General features: G+C 71.4%; 19 protein-coding genes and 3 pseudogenes. 6 read left to right on the top strand and 16 right to left on the bottom strand.

Annotation, left to right across the window (positions count from 1 at the left end; all coding sequences use genetic code 11):
* The first annotated feature begins 77 nt into the window (after positions 1-77).
* The 3 genes and pseudogenes from JIX55_RS49815 to JIX55_RS49825 form a co-directional block, all read left to right on the top strand.
* The gene (locus tag JIX55_RS49815; RefSeq protein ID WP_257561295.1) at positions 78-959 is read left to right on the top strand and encodes a universal stress protein; all 882 of its coding nucleotides are present in this window, start codon (positions 78-80) and stop codon (positions 957-959) included.
* A gap of 2 nt (positions 960-961) precedes the next feature.
* On the top strand, positions 962-1,162 hold the full coding sequence (locus JIX55_RS49820; RefSeq protein WP_257561294.1) for a hypothetical protein: 201 nt from the start codon (positions 962-964) through the stop codon (positions 1,160-1,162).
* A 186-nt stretch (positions 1,163-1,348) separates the two neighbouring features.
* A pseudogene (locus JIX55_RS49825) lies at positions 1,349-2,050 on the top strand (HAD-IC family P-type ATPase); the annotation flags it as partial.
* A 50-nt stretch (positions 2,051-2,100) separates the two neighbouring features.
* Here the strand turns inward: JIX55_RS49825 and JIX55_RS49830 are convergent.
* From JIX55_RS49830 to JIX55_RS49845, 4 genes and pseudogenes are all read right to left on the bottom strand, one after another.
* Positions 2,101-3,039, bottom strand: a pseudogene (locus JIX55_RS49830) (PEP-utilizing enzyme); the annotation flags it as partial.
* 120 nt (positions 3,040-3,159) lie between these two features.
* Entirely contained in the window at positions 3,160-5,853 is a 2,694-nt protein-coding gene (gene ppdK / locus JIX55_RS49835) for a pyruvate, phosphate dikinase (protein WP_257569174.1), read from the bottom strand.
* A 111-nt stretch (positions 5,854-5,964) separates the two neighbouring features.
* Positions 5,965-6,975, bottom strand: coding sequence for an alcohol dehydrogenase AdhP (gene adhP / locus JIX55_RS49840; RefSeq protein ID WP_257561293.1), 1,011 nt, complete (start codon positions 6,973-6,975; stop codon positions 5,965-5,967).
* A gap of 127 nt (positions 6,976-7,102) precedes the next feature.
* Positions 7,103-7,975 carry a universal stress protein gene (locus JIX55_RS49845; RefSeq protein WP_257561292.1) on the bottom strand — a complete coding sequence of 291 codons (873 nt, stop codon included), beginning with the start codon at positions 7,973-7,975 and terminating at the stop codon, positions 7,103-7,105.
* A gap of 352 nt (positions 7,976-8,327) precedes the next feature.
* On the opposite strand from JIX55_RS49845, the gene JIX55_RS49850 reads away from it, so the two are divergent.
* The 3 genes from JIX55_RS49850 (at position 8,328) to JIX55_RS49860 (ending at position 12,031) form a co-directional block, all read left to right on the top strand.
* Entirely contained in the window at positions 8,328-9,020 is a 693-nt protein-coding gene (locus tag JIX55_RS49850) for a response regulator (protein WP_257561291.1), read from the top strand.
* A 143-nt stretch (positions 9,021-9,163) separates the two neighbouring features.
* The gene (gene gap / locus JIX55_RS49855; RefSeq protein ID WP_257561290.1) at positions 9,164-10,192 is read left to right on the top strand and encodes a type I glyceraldehyde-3-phosphate dehydrogenase; all 1,029 of its coding nucleotides are present in this window, start codon (positions 9,164-9,166) and stop codon (positions 10,190-10,192) included.
* A gap of 810 nt (positions 10,193-11,002) precedes the next feature.
* Positions 11,003-12,031: an Acg family FMN-binding oxidoreductase gene (locus JIX55_RS49860; RefSeq protein WP_257561289.1), complete on the top strand. Its 1,029-nt coding sequence runs from the start codon at positions 11,003-11,005 to the stop codon at positions 12,029-12,031.
* Positions 12,032-12,407: 376 nt separating this feature from the next.
* Here the strand turns inward: JIX55_RS49860 and JIX55_RS49865 are convergent, their stop codons facing one another.
* The 12 genes and pseudogenes from JIX55_RS49865 to narH all read right to left on the bottom strand — a co-directional run bounded on the left by JIX55_RS49865 (position 12,408) and on the right by narH (position 22,175).
* A complete protein-coding gene (locus JIX55_RS49865; protein ID WP_257561288.1) occupies positions 12,408-12,989 on the bottom strand; it encodes an Rv1733c family protein in 582 nt (193 codons plus the stop codon).
* 606 nt (positions 12,990-13,595) lie between these two features.
* Positions 13,596-14,009 carry an anti-sigma factor antagonist gene (locus JIX55_RS49870; RefSeq protein ID WP_257561287.1) on the bottom strand — a complete coding sequence of 138 codons (414 nt, stop codon included), beginning with the start codon at positions 14,007-14,009 and terminating at the stop codon, positions 13,596-13,598.
* Between the two features lie 35 nt (positions 14,010-14,044).
* On the bottom strand, positions 14,045-14,467 hold the full coding sequence (locus JIX55_RS49875) for an ATP-binding protein (RefSeq protein WP_257561286.1): 423 nt from the start codon (positions 14,465-14,467) through the stop codon (positions 14,045-14,047).
* A complete protein-coding gene (locus tag JIX55_RS49880; RefSeq protein WP_257561285.1) occupies positions 14,467-14,874 on the bottom strand; it encodes a pyridoxamine 5'-phosphate oxidase family protein in 408 nt (135 codons plus the stop codon). Before JIX55_RS49880 ends, JIX55_RS49875 begins: the two co-directional genes overlap by 1 nt.
* Positions 14,871-16,604: a SulP family inorganic anion transporter gene (locus JIX55_RS49885; RefSeq protein WP_257561284.1), complete on the bottom strand. Its 1,734-nt coding sequence runs from the start codon at positions 16,602-16,604 to the stop codon at positions 14,871-14,873. Before JIX55_RS49885 ends, JIX55_RS49880 begins: the two co-directional genes overlap by 4 nt.
* Positions 16,601-16,942, bottom strand: coding sequence for an ArsR/SmtB family transcription factor (locus tag JIX55_RS49890; protein ID WP_257561283.1), 342 nt, complete (start codon positions 16,940-16,942; stop codon positions 16,601-16,603). Before JIX55_RS49890 ends, JIX55_RS49885 begins: the two co-directional genes overlap by 4 nt.
* 221 nt (positions 16,943-17,163) lie before the next feature.
* Positions 17,164-17,523 (bottom strand): zinc ribbon domain-containing protein YjdM, encoded by a 360-nt coding sequence (locus JIX55_RS49895; RefSeq protein WP_257561282.1) that lies wholly within the window; start codon positions 17,521-17,523, stop codon positions 17,164-17,166.
* A 135-nt stretch (positions 17,524-17,658) separates the two neighbouring features.
* Positions 17,659-18,293, bottom strand: a pseudogene (locus JIX55_RS49900) (lipid II:glycine glycyltransferase FemX); the annotation flags it as partial.
* Positions 18,294-18,422: 129 nt separating this feature from the next.
* Positions 18,423-19,058 carry a vitamin K epoxide reductase family protein gene (locus tag JIX55_RS49905; protein ID WP_257561281.1) on the bottom strand — a complete coding sequence of 212 codons (636 nt, stop codon included), beginning with the start codon at positions 19,056-19,058 and terminating at the stop codon, positions 18,423-18,425.
* A 5-nt stretch (positions 19,059-19,063) separates the two neighbouring features.
* Positions 19,064-19,840, bottom strand: a complete 777-nt coding sequence (gene narI, locus JIX55_RS49910; RefSeq protein ID WP_257561280.1) for a respiratory nitrate reductase subunit gamma — start codon at positions 19,838-19,840, stop codon at positions 19,064-19,066.
* Positions 19,837-20,634 (bottom strand): nitrate reductase molybdenum cofactor assembly chaperone, encoded by a 798-nt coding sequence (narJ, locus tag JIX55_RS49915; protein WP_257561279.1) that lies wholly within the window; start codon positions 20,632-20,634, stop codon positions 19,837-19,839. Before narJ ends, narI begins: the two co-directional genes overlap by 4 nt.
* Positions 20,631-22,175 (bottom strand): nitrate reductase subunit beta, encoded by a 1,545-nt coding sequence (gene narH, locus JIX55_RS49920; RefSeq protein ID WP_257561278.1) that lies wholly within the window; start codon positions 22,173-22,175, stop codon positions 20,631-20,633. Before narH ends, narJ begins: the two co-directional genes overlap by 4 nt.

Below are 22,175 nucleotides of genomic sequence, written 5' to 3' on the forward strand. Positions count from 1 at the left end.
GGCGTACCAGGGTGGCCGCACCGAGGCTTGAAGCCGAAGGGCCGCGCGTCGGCGATGGCCCGGGACGGGAGTATCCAGTGAGTGATCCAGTGATCGTAGGCGTGGACGGTTCCGCCTCCAGCATCGGCGCGGTCGAGGCCGCGGCCCGTGAGGCGCACCTGCGCGGGGCGGGACTGCGGATCGTGCACGCCTTCGGTCATGGGCCCGGACACCTGCCGACCGGCGCACCACCGTGGAACCCTGCCGACCACGGCTTGGAGCCGATGGTGCGGGGGGCACTGGCCCGCGCCGAGGAACGGGCGCACGCGATCGCGCCGGACATCGAGATCATGCGGTCGGTGGTGGCCGGGGAGGCGCTTGAGGTGCTGGAGATCGAGTCGCGGTCGGCGTCGCTGGCGGTGGTCGGCAGCCGGGGCCTGGGCAGCTTCGCCGGGCTACTGCTGGGCTCGACGGCGGTGCATCTTGCCGCCCACGGTCGCTGCCCTCTGATGGTGGTGCGGGGCCGCCCCGATCCGGCCGGCCCAGTGGTACTGGCTGTGGACGGCTCCGAAGCCGGCGAGGCGGCGGTGGAGTTCGCGTTCGCCGAGGCCGCCCTGCGCAAGGTGCCGCTGGTGGCCGTACACGTGTGGAACACGTGGAGCGAGCGCGCCTACGAAGGCCCCGGCGACCCCCTGACCGCCGTGGTGGCGGACGCCGACCGTCTCCTCGAGGCCGAGCAGCACCTGCTGGACGAGACGGTGGCCTCCTGGCAGAAGGTCCATCCCCAGGTCGAGGTGGAGCGGCGCCTGGTGCGTTCCCGGATCCGCCCGGCCCTGATCGACGCCAGTCGCGGCGCCCAACTGGTGGTGGTCGGTGCCCGGGGCCGGGGCGGCTTCGCCGGCCTGCTGCTCGGCTCGGTCAGCCAGGCCCTGCTGCATCACGCCCACTGCCCCGTCACCGTCGTGCGCGGCAAGGAATGACCGTGCCTCAGCAGACCACGGCCGGAAACCACACTCCGCCGGTACAGACGCCCCCGCAGCCGGACGCCTACCGACGCGGCGCCGCCGAAGCGGCGGACCTGCTCGACGTGGCCCCGGCCACGGGCCTGACCACGGCGGACGCCGAGCAGCGGACCGCCGCCTGGGGCGCCGACGAACTGGCCGAACCGGCCCGCCGGCCGTAGTGGCTGCGCCTGCTGGACCAGTTCCGCAGCTGGCTGACGGCATCCTGCTTGCCGCCGCCGTCGTCGCCGGGATCATCGGCGAGGTCACGGACGCCCTCGTCATCACCGTCGTCCTGCTCATCAACGCCACTATTCGGATACCTGCAGGAACGCCGGGCCGAGCGCAGTCCGGAGGCGCTGCGCCAGATGCTGGTCCCCACCGCCCGCGTGCGCCGCGACGGGCAGGTGAAGGTGATCCCGGCCGGCGCCCTGGTGCCTGGCGACGTCGCCCTTCTGGAAGCCGGAGACCGCGTCTCGGCCGACGGGCGCCTGGTGGTCGCCGAGTCGGTCGAGGCCGCCGAGGCCGCGCTGACCGGCGCGTCCCAGCCCGTCGCCAGGACGACCGCACCCACCACGGCCGACGGCGACGACGTACCCGTTGCCTAACGCACCTGCATGCTCTTCATGAACACCGCGCTGACCTGCGGCCGCGCCGAGATGGTCCTCACGGCCACCGGCATGCGCACCGAGGTCGACGCGATTGCCGAAGCGCTGCGCACCGGCGCGGAACCACCCAGCCCGCTCCAGGTCCAGATGGACAGCCTGGGCCGACGACTGGCCCTGGTCAGCGGCATCGCCGTGGCCGCCTACGCGCTCGTGTCCCTCCTGCGCGGCGAGGAACTCGCCGACCTCGCGCTGCGCGCGGTGGCCCTGGCCGTCGCCGCGATCCCCGAGGGACTGCCCGCCGTTCTCGCGCTCACCCTGGCCCTGGGCGTCCACCGCATGGCCCGCCGCGGCGCCATCGTCGAACGCCTGGCCTCCGTCGAGGCACTCGGCTCCGCGACCGTGATGTGCAGCGACAAGACAGGCACCCCGACCCTGAACGAGATGACCACCCGCGCTCTGTGGGCCGCCGGGCGCGCCTACGAGGTGACCGGCGAGGGCTACGACACCGCCGGCACCGTCCGCAGGAGACCCTGCCGAGGGTCGTGGGACGGCGCCTGCTTGCTGTCGTCGAGGAAGAGGAACTCGGTGCGGAAGAGGCCGACGCCTTCGGGCGCCCGCCGCGAGGGCGGCCGGTACGTCCGCGGGGCTGCCTATGTTCGCCGATAGCGGCACCGGTGTCCGTCCGTAGTGGCCCCGGGACCGGAGGCGGAGGCCAGGGCCGCCTCGTGGGCGGCGGCCCGACGCTGTATCTCTGCCCGCGTGCGGGCATCCGGTTCCAGGACCACTTCGCCGGTACTGCCGTCGACCGCGACGACGGTGCCTTCGGCCACCCCGGTGGCGCCGGGCAGCGCCACGACGGCCGGTACGCCGAGGGCGCGGGCGAGGATGGCGCTGTGGCTCGTCGGCCCGCCCTGTTCGGTCACGAAGCCCAGGACCAGGTCCGGGTCGAGCAGCGCGGTGTCGGCCGGGGCCAGCTCGCGGGCGAGCAGCACGTAGGGTTCTCTGCTGTCCGGCAGCCCGGGCATGGGCACCCCCAGCAGTCGGGCGATGATGCGGTCGCGTACGTCGTCCAGGTCCGCGACCCGGCCCGCCAGGTACTCGCCGGCCTGGGCCAGCAGCGCCCGGTACGCGGCGAAGGCGTCGAAGACCGCGCGCTCGGCGCAGCTGCCCCCGGCGATACGTCGGTCGACGTCGGCTATGAGTTCGGGGTCCTGGGCCATCAGTGCCTGGGCTTCGAGGACCGCTTGTGCCTCACCGCCGGCCAGGTCACCGCGCGCTGTGAGATCCGCGGCGACAGTGTCCACTGCCCGCCGGGCGCGGCCCTGTTCACTCCGGACGGCCTCGGCCGGGATCCGCCGGTCGGGCGGCTGAAGGACCGCGGTCCCCATGTGCCGTACCGTGCCGATCGCCACACCGTGGCTGACGCCGATGCCTCGAAACGTTGTCTCCATCTTGCCTGTCTCCGCATAGGTGCGGCGGTGCACTGCCGCACGTCGTCCTCTCACATCGCAGCCAGTGGCGGCTCGCAGGGCCGAAGCCGGGGCTTTCACCTCCGGCCCTGCGGGGGTGTGTCACCGGCTGTCGCTGGTCTCGGTCTCGGGAAGCGCGGCCCGTCCGGCCTCCAGGCGGGCGACCGGGACTCGGAACGGCGAGCAGGAGACGTAGTCGAGTCCCACACCGTGGAAGAAGTGCACGGAATCCGGGTCTCCTCCGTGCTCGCCGCAGACGCCGATCTTCAGTCCGGGGCGTGCGGCGCGGCCTTCGGCGACCGCGATCTCGACCAGGCGGCCGACGCCCTCGCGGTCGATCGTCTCGAACGGGGACACCTTGAAGATGCCCTTGTCGAGGTAGGCGGAGAAGAAGGCCGCCTCAACGTCGTCGCGGGAGAAGCCCCAGGTGGTCTGGGTCAGGTCGTTGGTGCCGAAGGAGAAGAACTGCGCTTCCTCGGCGATCCGGCCGGCGGTGAGGGCGGCCCTGGGCAGCTCGATCATCGTGCCGACCGGGCACTCGACGAGGACGCCGGACTCCTTGGAGACCTGGGCCAGGACCTGCTGGACTTCCTCGCGCACGAGGCGCAGTTCCTCGACGGTGTCGATCAGCGGCACCATGATCTCCGCCCGGGGGTCGCCGCCCGCGCGCTTGCGTGCCACGACCGCCTCGGCGATGGCCCGTACCTGCATGGCGACCAGGCCCGGTGCCACCAGGCCCAGGCGTACGCCGCGCAGGCCGAGCATCGGGTTCTCCTCGTGCATGCGGTTCACGGCGTCGAGCAGTTCGGAGTCGTGCGCGCTGGGCGGGTTGCCGTGGGCCTCGGCCGCGGCGAGGCGTACCGCGAGTTCGGTGCGGTCGGGCAGGAACTCGTGCAGGGGCGGGTCGAGGAGGCGGATGGTGACCGGCAGGCCGTCCATCGCCTCCAGGATGCCGATGAAGTCCTGCCGCTGGAGCGGCAGCAGCGCGTCCAGCGCCCGCTCGCGTTCGGCGTCGGTGCGGGCCAGGATCATGGCCTCGACCAGCTGCCGCCGGTCGCCGAGGAACATGTGCTCGGTGCGGCACAGCCCGATGCCCTCGGCTCCGAACCGGCGGGCCCGGGCGGCATCCTCGGGGGTGTCGGCGTTAGCCCGCACGCCCAACCGCCGTACACCGTCGGCCTGTTGCATGGCACCGTCCACAGCGCCGACCAGCCCGGCCGACCGCTCACCCTGCCCGCCGGTCTCGAAGTACCGCATCACCGCGGAGTCGACCAGCGGCGCCGCACCGGGGTAGACGGCACCTTCGGACCCGTCGACGGAGATGACCGTGCCCTCCTCGACGGTGGTGTCGCCCACGGTGAAGCGGCGCCCCTGCGCATCCACGGTGATCTCCTCGGCCCCGCACACGCAGACCTTGCCCATGCCGCGGGCGACCACGGCGGCGTGGCTGGTCTTGCCGCCGCGGCTGGTCAGCACCGCCTGGGCGGCGATCATGCCGGGCAGGTCGTCGGGGGTGGTCTCCTGCCGTACCAGGACGACCTTCTCACCGGCGGCGGCACGGCGGACCGCTTCGGCGGAGTCGAACACCGCGGCACCGACGGCGGCGCCCGGTGAGGCCGGGATGCCGTGAGCGAGAGCCTCGGTGACGCCCGAGGTGTCGAAGCGGGGGAACATGAGCCGGGCGAGCCGGTCCCCGCTGACGCGCGCCAGGCCCTCGTCCGGGGTGATGAGCCCCTCGTCGGCCAGTTCGGCGGCGATGGCGAACGCGGCTTCGGCGGTGCGCTTGCCGACCCGGGTCTGCAGCAACCACAGTCGGCCGCGCTCGATGGTGAACTCGATGTCGCACAGGTCCCGGTAGTGGGTCTCCAACGTCCGCATGTGGTCGCGTAGTTGGGCAAAAGCTGCCGGGTTCAGTCGGCCCAGTTCGTCCAGCGGCACGGTGTTGCGGATGCCGGCGACGACGTCCTCGCCCTGCGCGTTGGACAGGTAGTCGCCGTACGTGCCGGGGGCGCCGGTGGCCGGGTCGCGGGTGAAGGCGACGCCGCTGCCGGAGTCGGGCCCGAGGTTGCCGAAGACCATGGTCTGGACGTTGACCGCGGTGCCCAGGTCGTCGGGGATGTGCTCGCGGCGGCGGTAGAGACGGGCGCGTTCACCGTTCCAGGACTCGAAGACGGCCAGGACCGCCCGGCGCAGCTGCTCGGCAGGGGACTGCGGGAAGTACTCGCCCGTCTCCTGACGGATCAGCTCCTTGTAGACCTCGACGAGCCCGGCCAGATCGGCCGCGTCCAGGCCCAGATCGTCCACCGCGCCCCGGGCCTCCTTGAGGCGGACCAGCGCGTCTTCGAACAGCGCACTGTCGACGCCCATGACCGTGCTGCCGAACATCTGCACCAGGCGCCGGTAGGAGTCCCAGGCGAAGCGTTCGTTCCCGGAGGACTTCGCCAGCCCGAGCACGGATTCGTCGTTGAGGCCGATGTCCAGGATCGTCTCCATCATGCCGGGCATGGAGAAGCGGGCCCCGGAGCGGACGGACAGCAGCAGCGGGTCGTCCGGCTGCCCCAGCCGCCGACCAGCGGCCTCCTCCAGTGCCGTCAGGTGATCGGAGATCTCGCGGGCCAGGCCGTCCGGCTCGGCGCTGGTGGCCAGGAAAGCGCGGCAGGCTTCGGTGGTGACGGTGAACCCGGGCGGCACCGGCAGGCCCATCCGGGTCATCTCGGCGAGGTTGGCGCCCTTGCCGCCGAGCAGGTCGGCCATGTCACGGCCGCCCGCGGCGAAGTCGTACACGTAACGGACCATGACGGTGTGCCCTTTCATCCTGCTGTCCCGGGGGAGGTTGTGGAGCCCGGTCGTGTCCGCCGGGCTCGTGGCAGGTCGGCGCACGACGCGCGGCGGACAGGTTCGGGCGGCTCACATCTCGAAAACGATGCGTGCCTTGATCTGACCGTTCAGAACCTCGGCGATGGAGTCGTTGACGGTCTCCAGCGGACGGGTCTCATAGATCACCTTGGTGCGTCCGGCGGCGTGCAGCCGGAACACCTCGTCCAGGTCCTGACGGGTACCCACGATGGAACCGATCACGGAGGTGCCGTTGAGGACCGTGTCGAAGATCGGCACGCTGATGGTGCCGCCGGCGGGCAGAGCGACCATGACCAGCTTGCCGCCGCGCCGCAAGCCGCCGTACACGGAGGCGAACGCCTGCTCGTTGACAGCCAGCGCGATCGCGGCATGGGCGCCCCCGTGCTGCTTGAGCACCTCGGCCGGATCCTCCTTGCGGGCGTCGATGAGGATGTCCGCTCCCAGCTCTCGGGCGAGTTCGAGCTTCTCGTCGGTGACGTCGATCGCGGCGACGGTCGCCCCGGCGATCTTCGCGTACTGCACGGCGAGGTGGCCAAGACCGCCGACCCCGGAGATCGCCACCAGCTGGGCCGGACGCACTCCGGCGACCTTCAGAGCCTTGTATGTCGTGACGCCGGCGCAGGTCAGCGGGGCGGCGTCGCGCGGGTCGATGCCGTCGGGGACCACAGCGGCGAAGTCGGCCGGGGCGAGCATCTTCTCGGCGTACCCGCCGTCCACGCTGTAGCCGGTGTTCTGCTGCTGCTCGCACAGCGTCTCCCAGCCGGACAGGCAGTGCTCGCACCGTCCGCAGGCCCAGCCCAGCCAGGGCACGGCCACCCGCTGCCCGACCTCCAGGTGGGTCACGCCGTCGCCGAGCGCCTCGACGATGCCGACGCCCTCGTGGCCCGGGATGAACGGCGGGGTCGGCTTGACCGGCCAGTCGCCGTGCGCCGCGTGGATGTCGGTGTGGCACAGCCCGGACGCCTCCAGGCGGATGCGGACCTGGCCGGGTCCGGGCTCCGGATCCGGGCGCTCCTCGATCACCAGCGGCTGCCCGAATGACCGGACGACTGCTGCCTTCATTTGATGCTCCTCAGGTCTGTCTGTTCGGTGTGGTTCCAGGGTCGAACGGGCCCCGACGCGGTGGGCAGGTCCTGGAGGTCCTCGCCTGTGGGGCCGCTCGGCCCTCAAGCCGTGCGGAAACCGGCCCTCAGTCGTGCGGGACGACGGCGACCGGGGCGGCGGCGTGGTGCAGGACGGCATGAGCGACCGGCCCGATGCGCATACCGAGCGCGGGCCGGTGCACCCTGCGGCCGACCACTACGAGTCCGGCCTGCGCGGCGGCCTGCAGTACGACTCCGGCGGGGCGGGCGAGATCGACCGTGTGGGCGACCGGGACTTGCGGGTACTTCTCCTGCCACGGCTTGAGAGCGTCGGACAGTGCCTTCTCCGCCTGACCCGTGATGCCGCCTTCCTGGCCGGCCAGCTGTCCCACAACCGGGCCATGTCCGTACAGCGGCGGCAGGCTCGGCGCGTGCACGGCGCGCAGCGCGGTCCTGCGAGCGGCGGCCGCGTCGAAGGCGAATTCCAGCAGCGGCGCGGCCGGGTCGCCCGGGTCGTCGAGCCCGACCACGATCTCGCCGCCGTCGTGTTTGGCGGCCGAGCGGGCGTTCGCCCGCACCATGGCCACCGGGCTGTTCACCCGGGCCAGCACCTGCTGCCCGACGGAGCCGAGCAGGAACCCTGCAATGGCGCCGTGACCGCTGGAGCCCAGCACCAGCATCTCGGCCTCCTCCGCCTGGCCCAGCAGCACCTCGGCCGCGGTCTCGGATATCTGCTCGGTGCTGACCGTCAGCTCCGGATGCCGCCCGTGCAGCTCCTCCTCGGCCTCCCGCAGAACCCGCTGGGCCCAGTGCTTCTGCGTGTCCAGATCCTGTGCGACGGGCACGTCGTGCGGCTGCCAGATCCAGGCATGCACCAGATGCAGCGGCAGATCCCGGCGCTGTGCCTCGCGGGCTGCCCAGTCGGCTGCGGCCAGGCTTTCGGGGGAGCCGTCCAGGCCGACGGTGATGGGGCGAATCATGGGAAGAGACCTCCGGATACGGGACCAGCGGGCCGCGGACGATGGCGCCGGCCCTTTTCCCCGAGCCTTACGAGAGGGCGGCCGCGGTTCCAGGGGCCGATGGTCCCGACTCGAACGGCATGGTCCCCAACGGTGAAGGCCCGCCCGGTTCTCCTCGGCGTTCGGCACCGATCGGCGCCGGGTAGGCGATCAACACCGGTACGCGGGGAATGCGGGAACAGCAGAGCGAAAAGGGCCGGTCGGCCCTGGCCGCTCGGCCCGCAATCGCGCAGGATCTGTGACAGGGAAGGACCGGTCCCGCCCATCTGGCGGTTCCGTGCCAGAGAACGACGACACAGGACAGGAGCCGTCGATGGCGGACAGCGAGCGACCCGGACCCGACAACCCGATCCGGGTCTTCCTGCTGGACGACCACGAGGTGGTACGCCGCGGGGTGCACGACCTGCTGAACGACGAACCGGACATCACCGTGATCGGCGAGGCCGCGAACGTGGAGCAGGCCCTGGTGCGTGTCCCCGCGCTGCGCCCGCAGGTGGCCGTGCTCGATGTGCGCCTGCCCGACGGCGACGGAGTGACCGTCTGCCGCGAGCTGCGCTCGCAGATGCCGGAGCTGGCCTGCCTGATGCTCACCTCCTTCGACGACGAGGAGGCCCTGCTGGACTCGATCATGGCCGGAGCGTCCGGGTACGTACTGAAGCAGATCCAGGGCTCGGATCTGGTGTCGGCCGTGCGCACCGTGGCCCGCGGGCAGTCCCTGCTCGACCCCAGCGCCACCGCCAAGCTGATGGCCCGCCTGCGCCAGGGCCAGGAACCGGAGCCCGAGCCCGACGCCCTGCCGGGCCTGACCGACCGGGAGCGGGAGATCCTGGCGCTCATCGGCGAAGGGCTCACCAACCGCCAGATCGGCCAGCGCCTCTACCTCGCGGAGAAGACGGTCAAGAACCACATCTCCCGCCTGCTCGCCAAACTCGGCGTGGAGCGGCGCATCCAGGCCGCGGTCATCGCCACGCAGGCCCAGGACCGGCTCCGCCACGAAGGGCGCTGAGGCTTCGCGCGCAGTCGGCAGCCGCAGGGCCGAACGTCCCTCACCCGGCCCCCGAGCGGCCCAAGCCGAACCCCCTCCCCGGCCACCAGGCTGGCAGCACACCCGGACAACGCCGGGCAGCACTGATCGGGAGGACGACGGACATGACCGTGCGCGTGGGCATCAACGGCTTCGGTCGCATCGGACGCAACTATCTGCGCTGCGTGCTGGAGCGCGCGGAGAGCGGTACCGGCGAGCCGGTCGAGGTCGTGGCGGTCAACGACCTCACCTCGCCGGACGCGCTCGCCCATCTGCTGGCGTACGACTCGACGTACGGCCGCCTCGGCCGCACCGTAGAACACGACGACACCTCGATCACTGTCGACGGTCACCGCATCGCCGTGACCGCCGAGCGTGACCCGGCCGAGCTGGACTGGGGGCACCTCGGTGTGGACGTGGTCATCGAGTCGACCGGCCGCTTCCGCACCCGTGAGCAGGCCGGTCTGCACCTGAAGGGGGGCGCCCGGAAGGTACTGCTCTCCGTACCGGGCAAGGGAGTTGACGCCACGATCGTGATGGGTGTCAACGAGGGCGCGTACGTCCCGGAGAGCGACCACGTGGTCTCCAACGCCTCGTGCACCACCAACTGCGTGGCGCCCATGGTGAAGGTGCTCGACGAGCACTTCGGCCTGGTCAAGGGCCTGATGACCACCATCCACGGCTACACCAACGACCAGGTGGTCCTCGACGGCCCGCACAAGGACCTGCGCCGCGGTCGCAGCGCCGCCGTCAACATCATCCCCACTTCCACCGGCGCTGCCCGCGCCGTCGGCCTGGTCCTGCCGGAGCTGACCGGGACCCTGGACGGCATCGCCGTCCGCGTGCCGGTCGAGGACGGCTCGCTGACCGACCTGAGCGTGGTTCTGGAGCGGCCCGTGACCGCGGACGAGGTCAACGCCGCGTTCCGGGAGGCTGCCGACGGGCCGCTGAAGGGAATCCTGCGGGTCTCGGACGCCCCGATCGTCTCCCGCGACGTGGTCGGCGATCCCGCCTCGTGCGTCCTGGACGCCCCGCTGACGCAGGCGCACGGCGATCTGGTCAAGGTCTTCGGCTGGTACGACAACGAGTGGGGCTACACCAACCGGCTGCTCGACCTCACCGAGTACGTCGCCAAAACGCTCCCACGGAACTGACCGACCGGGCCCGGGACCCAGAGCGGCAGGTGGCCGTCGGCCCGGGCACAGGACCCGCTCGGGAACCTTGTGCACCGTGCGCGCCTGCACTGGTGCGCCGGTGCCTGCCGGCTCTCCGGAAGTTCCCGGACAACCTCCGGGGCTTGGGACAAGGACAAGGAGCCATGCGGGGGCTGCTTACGTCGCAGGGGCCGTCCCGTTGAACGGTCCGCCGCGGCACCGGGCAGGTCGTCCGCCACGGTGATGACGTGGTCCAGGCGCGTGATCTGCGCGCCACACCGGGGGCGTGCCGCGCACCAGCCGCAGCCGGCCTTGAGGTGGTGCTCAGCAGCGTCAACGACACCCTGCACGCGTAGGTGCTGCGCGCTGGCCCAGGCAGCACGCGGATGATCGCCCAGCGGGCCACCGGCTACAACAACATGCCGTCGCGGCAGCAGGGCCGATCGGTCCGCCCCGTAGCGGCGTACGGCCCTGATGAGCAGGCAGGCCGGGCCGGACGAGGCAGGCCGGAGCGACGGTCGTGGCCTCGCGGTCCGGCCAAGACCGCGCGGAACTCACCGCAGCTCGTTGTGGGGGCTCTGTCTGCGGGTTCCTGGCGGTGCTCCCCGACACGGGTGTCAATACCAGGGCCCTGACACGGACCGGCTGAGGGGCTGACGGGCATGCCCTTCAGGGGACCGCACGGCGCGTCCGGCTCGTATTTCAAGGCCGTATGGCAGGGCCCGGAAGGGCCGGTCAACCCTCTCCCGAGCCGGGGACCGTGGCGCAGGGTTGGCGGTACGGGGGAGAGCTTTGCAGAGGAGAGCCGTCATGCAGACCCGGGAAGTCGACGCCACAGCCGTTCGGTCCCTGCTGGCCGCAGCCGTGGCAGCACCGTCGATCCACAATACGCAGCCCTGGCGGTTCGGCCTGGACCCGGACAGCCGGTCGGTCGAGGTCTGGGCCGACCGCGGACGGCCACTGCCGATGACCGATCCCGACCTGCGTGCCCAGCACCTGTCGGTGGGCGCGGCCGTCTTCAACCTCCGCGTGGCCGCGGCACACCTGGGCTGGGAACCGATCGTCGGTCTGCTGCCCGCCGCGGACGATCCCGACCTGCTAGCCCGCGTGCAACTCGCCCGGCCCGCCGCGAACGGGCCCTCGACCCTGGGCGGCCTGTACGAAGCAATCGAGCGGCGTCACACCAGCCGGATGCCCTTCACCGGCCGCCCGGTGCCGGAACCGGTCGTGTCACAGATGATCACCGCCGCCCGGGCCGAGGGCGCGCGCCTGGACGTTCCCGACATCATGGGAACCCGGCGTCTGCTGCAGTTGACCCAGGCGGCCGAGGCCCGCAACGCATCCCATTCGGCTCGCACGGCCGAGGCACGCACCCGGCTCACCGCCCCCGGAAGGGACACCCCCTACGGCATCCCCGTGACCGCCCTGGGCGCCCGGGATGCGTCCGGGCGGATACCGATGCGGGATTTCACCGGCCGGCTGCCCGTGCCGTACCTGCCCGCCCTGCACTTCGAACGCCACGCCCAGGTAGCGCTGTTGTGGACCTCGTGGGACCAGCGCGAGGACTGGCTGCGGGCCGGCCAGGCCCTGCAGCGCGTACTGCTCACGGCGACGGTGCACGGGGTACGCACCTCCATGCTGCACCAGGCGATGGAGTGGCTGGATCTGCGGGCGGCGATGGGCGGATCGAGGCAACCGTGTTCCCCACAGCTGCTGATCCGGTTCGGGTACGGCCCCGAGGGCGGCCGCACACCACGCGCGGCCGCGCACGCCACACCTCGTCCCGCTCTCGGACCCGAGCCGGCGGCTTCCGATGCGCGTGCCGTTCCATCCGACTGACTGTGCCGCCCCGGCGGCATACGCCCTGCCGACGAGGCAGTCGGAAGGCGGGCGGCCCCGCTCACTGCGTGCCGCCGCCCGCTCCCTTGAGCTCGCCTCCGGTGACCATCTCGGATTCGATCCAGGCGTGGATTGGGCGTTGGAGGTTGAAGTGACGCGCCCAACGCCGCCCCGGTCCTCTCTGGTCCGAGACTGCCTGTGACGGCGCGCGGCCGGGAGTGCCTCGTGGGGGTGTTCGGCATGTCGTCACTGGAGAACGATGGTGAGCGTGGCGGGGCTGCTCTGTCTCACCGCCACCCCCGCGGTGCCTCGAACGCTCTCCGCTGCTGGTTGGTGGGATCGCCCTGGCGTGTTCGGCCCCGCTGTTGGAGGCGTCTTACGCGTGCCGGTGTCCCCGGTTGGCGTTGAACTCGGCCCAGGCACATTCCCACCAGGCCATGCGACGCACATCCAGCCGTACCCGGGCGACCCACCAGCCGCCCACAACCAGCACGCCTACACCCGCTCCGGCGGCCGCGCCGAGGGCGGCTCCCTGTGACCTGGCCTCGGCGGGGGTGGGCGGTGCGGGGCGAAGGCGGTCGGTGTCGTCGAGCCACACTGTGGTGGAGGATCCGGCCTTGCTGCCCGCTGCCACCGGGGCCTCGCCGGTCTTGGGAGAGCCGTCGGGGGTCGTCCACCGCACAGTCGTCCGCACGTGGTCGTCTGCCAGCCCGGAGAACCGTGACGGCGTCGCGGGGGCGTCCTCGACGAGGCGCGCCGCCGTGCGGTGCAGGCCCTGCGCCTGGTCGCGAGCGGAGCGTTCGCCGACGCCGGCCATCACCACGCCCACTGCAGGGACCATGAGGAGCAGTAGCGTCGCCGCTGCGCCGCCGATCCAGGCTTCGGCGACGTCGGAGCGCCGTTTGAGCGGGTTGCGCCGCCAACGCCAGAGCATCACCCTGCCACCGTGTTTCAGCATGCGTGCATCCCTCCGAGCGCGACGGACCTGAACATCACACCGCTACGGTGACGGATCGGCGATCGGTGGAGGCAGAGACCAACGGGGTCGTCTTGTGAGGGCCGATCGGCACCGTTGTGAAAGGCCGGCTGGGCCCGGTCGGCTGCCGGAGCGCCGCCGGGCACAATGCCGTTCATGACAGACGAAGCGGTCGATGGCATGGATGCTCCTCAACTGGGTGAGGCCGTCGCGCTGTTGGCGGGCTTCCTGGGGGCCGAGCCGTTGACCGCGGCCATCGCCTCTCTGGATGGAACAGGTCGGTGCCGCCGTCGCCCGCCACGCCGTCACGCCCGACCTGCGCCCCGCGCTGGAGGACCTGCCCGGCGCCGGTGCCCTCATCTCCGACCTGCACCACCAGAGCGCGCGACCCCTGTCCCCTGAGGCTGCCGTCGCGAAGGCGGCTACGCGGGCACCGTCGACCGGGTTCGCGCGGTCGCCGCCGGCGCCCCCCGGCCGAGACGGGCTTCGTCGAGGACATAGCCATGGCCAAGGAGGAGGACATCTACCACCGCCGTCCCCGTACGAGATCCTGACGCCGCCTTCGCACCCCACTGAACCCGATGGGGGTCACGCGCCTGCGTCGTCTCCGCTCGGCCAGCCCGTCGTCCGCCACTCGTGACGGCCCTGCGGCGGCTCGCCGTCCCGTGCGCTGTGTGCGGCGAGCGCGCTGGCCAGGCCGCTGTGCACGGGGATGGACGGGCAGTCCCCGTCGGGCACGAGGGAGTCATCCGCGGCAATCGCGGCCAGTTCCAGACTGCGGCCCGCTGCGGCGAGACGGCGCGCGGCCTCGATGATCGCCAACTGTCCCTCGGTCGACCAGCTGTGCAGTCCGGTCAAGTCGACGATGACCGGACCACTCCCACGTCCCACCACCCAGCCGATGGCACCGATAAAGCGGTGGACGGCGTCCGGGCCCAGGTACCCGGAGACGGACAGGATGCCGAAGTCCCGCTCGACGGTGTAGCGCCACTCGATGGTCATCGTCGTCGACTTCCTTGCTCGGTCGGCCTGTCGGCTCAGAGGGGGAGGGTGATCCAGATGCTCTTGCCCTTGCGGTCGGCGTCGCCCCGGACGACCGCGGTGCCGCCCAGACCGAGGGTGAGCTCCATGACGGTGGCCAGGCCGCCACCGGTATCGGTGACCGCGCCGTACAACGGCGGCTGGTAGGGGTGGCGGTCGTGCACGGCGAAGGCCAGACAGTCCACGCCTGCCGCGTAGATGACGGTCAGCTGCGGGGAGAGGACGGCGGCGTGCCGGACGCTGTTGGTGACCAGTTCGCTCAGGATCAGCAGGGCCGGTCCGATGGCGGGGTGGCACGGGTTTATGCCCCACTCCGCCAGGGCCTGCTCGGCGGTCTCCCGAGCCGTTCGGACCGCAGACGGCGTGGTCGGCAGGGTCAGCACGTGCCGGTGGGGAAGGGCTTCGAGCTGGGTGCTCATCACGTTTCCGCGCGGGCGAGGCGAAATCCGGTCACGGTCTCGGGATGCAGGCGCAGCAGGGTGTCGTGCGGACCGTGGCTCCAGCCGGACAGGGTGCGCTGGTAGTGGGCCGTATCGTCGGGATCGGTGATCACGTCGACCGACCCGGCGACGCTGACGGTCCAGCCGATGCCCGTCGCCGCGCGGACCTCGTCCACGTGGTACGTCGCCGTGGTGGGCACCGCGACGGCCGGGGCCGGCGTGCGCACCACCAGACGGCCGTACGTCCAGGTCATCCGGCCGGGCCGGATGACGGTCAGGTCCCGTCGCGTGTACGCCGGACGCCCGGGTGCGCGTCCCTCCAGCAGCCGCGGGGCCTCGGCCCCTGGGACCTCGACCATGGGCAGGGGTGTGGGTGGAGTGCTCATCCGACGGTTTTCTCCGCTTCCGCGCTGACGGGCCGGGACGTCTGGGCGGGCAGCGACCGCATGACGCCGGTGTGCTCCAGGTAGGTGCGGGCGCCCTGGATCGCCTCGGGTGTGGTGGCGTACTCGCGTCCCTCCAGGCGCAGGAGCTCCAGCGCGCCGACGGAGTCCAGGACCTGGCGCTGACCGGGGCGTATCCCGGAGGTCATGACGACGATGCCGCGCCGGTTCAGCTTCTCCACCACGTCCTTCAGGACGAGGGCGCCGGTGGCGTCGATGGTCGTCACGCGGGACATACGCAGGATGATCACGCGTACGTCGGCGACCTCGGCCAGTTCCAGCAGGAAGCGGTGGGCGGCGGCGAAGAACAGCGGCCCGTCGATCCGGTACGCCACGATGTGCTCGGCCAGCAGCGCGTGCTCCTCGGCGCTGTGGTCACCGCGGTCGAGGGGGACCTCTTCGAGGCGGGCCTGTTCGGCGACCGCGTGCAGGGCGAGGGCGCCCGCGGCGACGAGGCCGATGATCACGGCGTACACCAGGTCGAGGGCGAGCGTCGCGACGGCGGTGAGGACGAGGATCAGCGCATCGGCACGGGTGGCCTTCGCCATCGCTCTCAGCGAGCCGACCTCGATCATGCGGATCGCGGTGGCCAGCAGCACGCCGGCCAGTGCCGCGAGCGGGATCTTGGAGACGAGGGGCGCGGCCGCGAAGACGATCACGGCGAGGACCACGGCGTGGATGAGGGAGGCCAGCCGGGAACTCGCGCCGGTACGGACGTTGACCGCGGTTCGCGCGATCGCGCCGGTCGCGGGAACGCCGCCGAACAGCGGGGCCGCGATGTTGGCCAGTCCCTGGCCGAACAGCTCCCGGTCCGGATCGTGTTTCTGGCCGACCGTCATGCCGTCGGCGACCGAGGCGGACAACAGTGACTCCAGGGCTGCCAGCGCTGCCACCGCGACCGCGGGGGCGAGCAGCGAGCCGAGCGCGCCCGGATCGAGGAAGGACAGCGAGGGCGCGGGCAGACCGGACGGCAGGTCACCGATCGGCTTGACCGCGTCCAGGCCGGCCACCTGGGCCACGAGGGTGGCCGCGATCACCGCGAGGATGGAGAAGGGGATCGTGGGCCGCCGGCGGGCGCCGACCAGCATCACGGCGGCTACCGCCAGCGCGAAGGCGACGGTGGTCCAGTTCGGGTCCTTCGCGAACTCCGCCAGCGCGTTCCAGGCCACCACGAGGACCCGGTCGCCCTCGGGCGTGGGCACGCCCAGGGCGTTCGGGATCTGCTGCAGTGCGATGACACAGGCGATACCGAGAGTGAAGCCCTCCACGACCGGCGCGGGCACGTACTGCATGTACTTGCCGGCCCGCAGCACCGCCAGCGCCACGAGCATGACGCCGGCCATCAGCCCGACGGTCAGCACCCCGCCCGGCCCGTACTCGGCGACGATCGGCACCAACACCACCGTCATCGCACCGGTCGGCCCGGACACCTGAAGGTTCGACCCGCCGAACAGTGCGGCGAGCGCACCGGCGACCACCGCGGTCGCCAGCCCCGCCTCCGCGCCGAGCCCGGAGGAGACGCCGAAGCCGAGCGCGAGCGGCAGCGCGACAATCGCCACGGTGAGGCCGGCCAGCAGGTCCCGGCGCGGATCCCGGCGCATCTCCGCGAGATCACTACGGTCGGGCAGCAGCGCGGTGAGCCGAGCCCCGACCCGGCCGAAGGAGATCCTCATCGCGCGGCGGCCTCGGTATCCCGCAGCTCGGCCAGCAGCTCGTTCCGCCCGGCCAGCATCTCTGTCAGGATCCGACGCGCCGCCCCCATCAGGTCGGCGACGTCCCCGCTCGCGAGCGCGTACACCACCGTCGAGCCCTCGCGCTGGGAGGTGACGATGCCCGACCGTCGCAGCACCGCCAGCTGCTGAGACAGGCTGGAGGGCTCCACCTCGATCGCGGCCAGCAGCTCCCGTACGGGCATCGGCCCGTCCTGCAGCAGCTCGAGCACGCGTATCCGAACGGGATGCCCCAGCATCCGGAAGAACTCGGCCTTGGCCTGGTACAGCGGAACGGACACAATCCCTCGACTTCCCAGACAGCGCCCCACCACGGAGGCCGCGAAGGCTGTGCCCGCGACTACCTGCGAGTACAGCCAACATATCATCTAACCAATTGCGAAATTTTGCAATTCGGCATCCCGCTGCGGCCTGAGTGATGTTCTATGGGCGTGACGGCGGGCCGGGCTGCGGGGCGGCCGTCGGTCGGTGAGGGGGCCGGTCGCCCCTCACCAGTCGCGGCTCAGGCTTTCTTGACCACGCCGGACTTGAGCTGCATCGCCCCGAAACCGTCGATCTTGCAGTCGATGTCGTGGCCGTCGACCCCGTCGACCAGCCGGATGCCGCGCACCTTGGTGCCGGCCTTGATCCCCGATGGGCTGCCCTTGACCTTGAGCGCCTTCACGACGACCACCGTGTCGCCGTCCTGGAGCACATTGCCGACGGAGTCCTTGACGACCCGCTCCCCGGCGGCATCCCCGGCTTCCGCACCGCTCTCCGCGGGAACCCATTCGTGGCCGCATTCCGGGCACACGACGAGGGCGTTCATCTCGTAGGTGTACTCACAGGAGCACTTCGGACAGGGAGGAGGATTCTCGAGCATCGCGCCAGCGTATCCGGCCCGAACGTCTGTCCCGACGGACGAGAAGGGCCACCGGTGTTCCCTTCGAAGAGGGAACCGCCGGATGGCGCCTCCAGGGCCGTTCCCCCCGATCACGATCGGCCGCCAGCCGCAGGCTCAGCGTCGGGACATGTAGGGATCGAGGGCCTTTGTGCAGAACCCTGTTGAGCGGGAAGTCCCAGTCGCCGAGGTATTCGACGGCCTCGCCGCCGGTGCCGCCTTGAACCGCAACAGCCCCAGCAGGTGGTTGCCAGCCTCCAGGGTGTCGGTCATCATCCGCCACTGGATCGCGTTGTTCGGCTGGACCTCGCGCTTGCGGCTGGTGAAAGCGCCGTAGGAGTGTCAGAGGTGCTCGCCGACCGTCAGCATCGTGGCCGCCGCGAGCATCTCGCCCTAGTGCTGGGCGAGGCAGAGGCGCATGCGGTCGGGATCCAAGGACCCTTTAGTGCGGTCCGCATCCGTTGGAAGCAGGCCGGCGGGCGGGGAATGAACCGGCCCCGTTCAGCGGTCTCCACATGGATGTCGTAGAAGGCGGGCAGGTCCTCGTAGTCGCCCTGGACGACCTTGACGTCGGCCTTGTCCGCTTTCTTGATGTTGGGGCGCCATCGCTGGTTGATGCCCTGCGGAAGGTCCTCCAACGACCGTCCGGCGAAGGGTACTTGGAAAACGTAGCGCAGCCGCCGGGCCTGCGGGGCGGCGATCGCAGCCTTGACCGTCTCGGCACTCCGGCAGCGGGCTACCACGGGCGGCCCCTGTCCCGAGTTCGATGCCCAGGTCGTCCTTGAGAGCGGCTGTCCATTCCTTCAGAACGTCGTCCAGGATTGATCGTCGTTCTCTCGTCCGTGTGACCTGCGAGCGGCTTGAGCGGAGTGCGGCGTCGGCTACAGCAGGCTGCTCCAGTACGCCCAGAAGCGGGTGAGGACGAGGAGTGCGATCACGCCGTACCAGGCGCCGAGGAGCATCCAGTGCGTGTCCCGCACGATCGCCAGCACCCCGCTGGGCATGGGGATGATTCCGCGTTCCAGGCAGTGCAGGCTGACGTACCAGAACAGGGCGATGGTCACGACCCAGACGACGGCGCAGTAGGGGCAGAGCTTGTTGAGCTCGTAGAGCGACTGTCCGATCAGCCAGTGGACGAACGCCACCGTCACCAGTGCGCCGGCGTCCAGCGCGATCCACACCTTCCGGTGCAGGCGCGCGCCGGTGAGCACGGCGACGCCCAGGGCGGTCACGGCGGCGAAGGCGCCCAGGCCGAGCAGCATGTTGGGGAAGCCGAACACGCTGCCCTGCGGGCTGGACATGACGCTGCCGCAGCTCACGACGGGGCTGATGTTGCACGGCGGTTGGTAGGAGGGGTCGCGGAGGAGCCGCCAGTCGTCCACGGTGAGCTGGAAGGACGCGAGCCAGCCGACGGTACCGGTGAGGACCATCACCCATCCCGTGCGGCGGCCCGCGCCCACTGTGTGCGGGCGCCGGGTGGTTGTGGCGGCCCGTGCGAGCGCGGGTCCGGGGCTCATGGGGCTCACCGGGAGCCGGAGGCCGACCGGGTCCGGCGCGTGTGCGTCGGGGCCGCGGTCGGTGTGGCTCGCCTGCGGTAGACGAGGTAGGGCCGGGCGAGGTAGCCGATCGGGGCGCTCCACACGTGCACCAGCCGGGTGAACGGCCAGGCCGCGAAGAGCAGGAAGGCGGTCAGGGCGTGCAGCTGGAACAGTAGCGGGGCTCCGGTGATCGCCTCCGGCTGCGGCTGGAGGACGAACAGGCCGCGGAACCAGACGGAGACGGTGGAGCGGTAGTCATAGCTGGCGCCGAAGACGTTGTGGGCGGCGGTGGCGGTGATGCCGAGCACGACGGTGGCGGACAGCAGGGGGAAGAGGAGTTTGTCGCTGCGGTCGGTGGTGAGCCGGATCCTGCGCGTCAGGAGCCGGCGGGTGCACAGCATGCCGAGGCCCGCGACCATGGCGATGCCCGCCACCGAGCCCGCCCAGACGGCCGTGGTGTGGTACGCGTGCTCGCTGATGCCGACGGCCTCGGTCCACGAGTCGGGAATGGCGAGTCCCACGACATGGCCGGCGATCACCATGAAGGCGCCGAGGTGGAACAGCGGGCTGCCCCAGCGCAGCCAGCGGTGTTCGAGGAGCTGGCTGGTGTGCGTGGTCCATCCGAACTGGTCCTGGCGGTAGCGCCAACTGTGTCCGACCACGAACACCGCGAGGCAGATGTACGGGACGGCGACCCACAGCAGGAGGTCGGTGCCGCTCGCCGCCGCGGCGGCCGACGGGGAGAGGGATGCGGCGTTCATCGGGTGCCTTCCATACGGCTGGTGGTCGGGTTGGTGGCCGGTACCCGGGTCGGCGGAGCGGCCATCGGCGGCACGAAGGTGCTCGGAGGGGCGAACTCCCCTTCCCCGTACGTTCCGTAGGGGTCGAGGCCGACCTCCTCGTTCGGCGGGCCCTCGGCGACGAGCTGGGCCACCGCCGCGCGGTCCGCCTCGGTGGGCGGCGGCAGCAGGGTGAGCAGCGCGGCCAGGACGTGCCGGTAGGGGGAGTCGGCGTCGGCCAGGGCGTGGTGGATGAGTTCCAGCCCGCGGCGGTGCTGGCGCAGCGGGGCCTCGCCGCCACCCGGGCCCGCCAGGGCGGCGAACTCCAGGACGACCGGCAGGTGGTCGGGCAGTTCACCCCCGTCGATGTCCCAGCCCGCGGCCTTGTACCGCTGGTTCAAAGTGAGCAGGGCCATGCCCCGGCGGCGGGTGTCGCCGTGCAGGTAGTAGGTGAGGTAGAGGCTGCTCTTGCGGCGCAGGTCGAACATCTCGACGTAGTGGCGCTCCAGTGCCTCCGGCTCCTGGTCGGCGAACCATGTGGTGAAGTCGGCCAGGTGCTCGGCGGCGGGTGAGGGCGGCAGCGTCTCGATGGACGCGGTCAACACGGCTCGGCAGGCGGCGAGTTCGGCGTCCGGGTACTGCAGGAGCAGTGAGCACAGCCGCAGCAGCAGGGTGCGTGACTCGGCCTCCTCGGGTGTGAGGCGGGCCGGGCGGCGTACAGCGGCGCGGACGCGGGTGCGGATGAGAGCGGGAATGGTGGTGGGCAGCGGGCTCACGGACGGTCTCCGGCGGGGGCTTCGGGCGCACGGCGGCGCAGGGTGGGGATGCCGAGCATCACTCGTCGGCCACCGGCGTCCGCCGGGTCGTCGGACGATTCGACCGGGCAGCGGTTCTCCATCGCGCTGAGCGCGGCGGCATCCTCCTTGTGGGCGGCGGGGACGACGTAGCGGTCCTGGTATTTGGCGATGGCGAGAAGCCGGTGCAGGTCCTCCGCCTCGCTCGGGGTGAGGCCGACGGCCTTCAGCGCTGCCTCGTCGCCGTCCTCCCCGAGGGTGCGTTCACGCATGTACGAGCGCAGGGCGGTGAGCTTCATCAGCACCCCGGCGACCACATCGGCGTCCCCGGCGGTGAACAGCTCCGCCAGGTACTCCAGCGGGATGCGCAGCCGGGTGACGGCGGCGAAGACGTGGTCGGGGTCGTCCTGGTTTCCGCCCGCGGCGTCGACGGCGTCCAGGACGGGGCTGAGCGGGGGTACATACCAGACCATCGGCATCGTCCGGTACTCCGGGTGCAGCGGCAGCGCCACCTTGTACCTCATCACGAGGTCGTAGACCGGGGAGCGGCGGGCCGCGTCCAGCCAGTCCTCCGGGATGCCGGCCTCCCGGGCCGCCGTGATCACGGCGGGGTCGTGCGGGTCGAGGAAGACGCCGCGCTGGGCGTCGAGCAGGTCCTTCTCGTCCGGGGTGGCCGCGGCCTCGCCGACGCGGTCGGCGTCGTACAGCAGCAGCCCGAGGTAGCGCAGGCGTCCGACGCAGGTCTCCGAGCAGACGGTGGGCTGGCCGGCCTCGATGCGCGGGAAGCAGAACGTGCACTTCTCGGCCTTGCCGGTGGCGTGGTTGACGTACACCTTCTTGTACGGGCAGGCCGTCACGCACATCCGCCAGCCGCGGCAGCGTTCCTGGTCGACCAGGACGATGCCGTCCTCGACCCGCTTGTACATCGCGCCGGACGGGCAGGCGGAGACACAGGCCGGGTTGAGGCAGTGCTCGCACAGGCGCGGGAGGTGGAAGAGGAAGGTCTGCTCGAACTCGAACTTGACCTTCTCCGCCCATTCCCCGGTCAGGTTGGGGTCACCGCCGGCGTTCTCGGGCGCGCCGCCGAGGCCGTCCTCCCAGTTGGCGCCCCAGGTGATGGACGTCGGTTTGCCGGTGAGGACGGAGCGCGGGCGGGCCACGGGCATGTCCTTGCCGGCCGGGGCGTTGACGAGGTTGTCGTAGTCGTAGGTGACCGGCTCGTAGTAGTCCTCGATGGACGGCAGGTCGGGGTTGGAGAAGAGGGACAGGAGCCGCTTGATCCGGCCGCCGGAGCGCAGGACGAGGCGTCCGCGCTTGTCGAGCATCCAGCCACCCTTCCAGTGTGCCTGGTCCTCGTAGCGGCGGGGGTAGCCGACGCCGGGCTTGGTCTCGACGTTGTTGAACCAGGCGTACTCGACGCCGGTGCGGTTGGTCCATGTCTGCTTGCAGGTGACCGAGCAGGTGTGGCAGCCGATGCACTTGTCGAGGTTCATCACCATCGCGATCTGTGCCATGACGCGCAT

The sequence above is a fragment of the Streptomyces sp. DSM 40750 genome (genome assembly GCF_024612035.1).
In the GTDB taxonomy this organism is placed as follows: domain Bacteria; phylum Actinomycetota; class Actinomycetes; order Streptomycetales; family Streptomycetaceae; genus Streptomyces.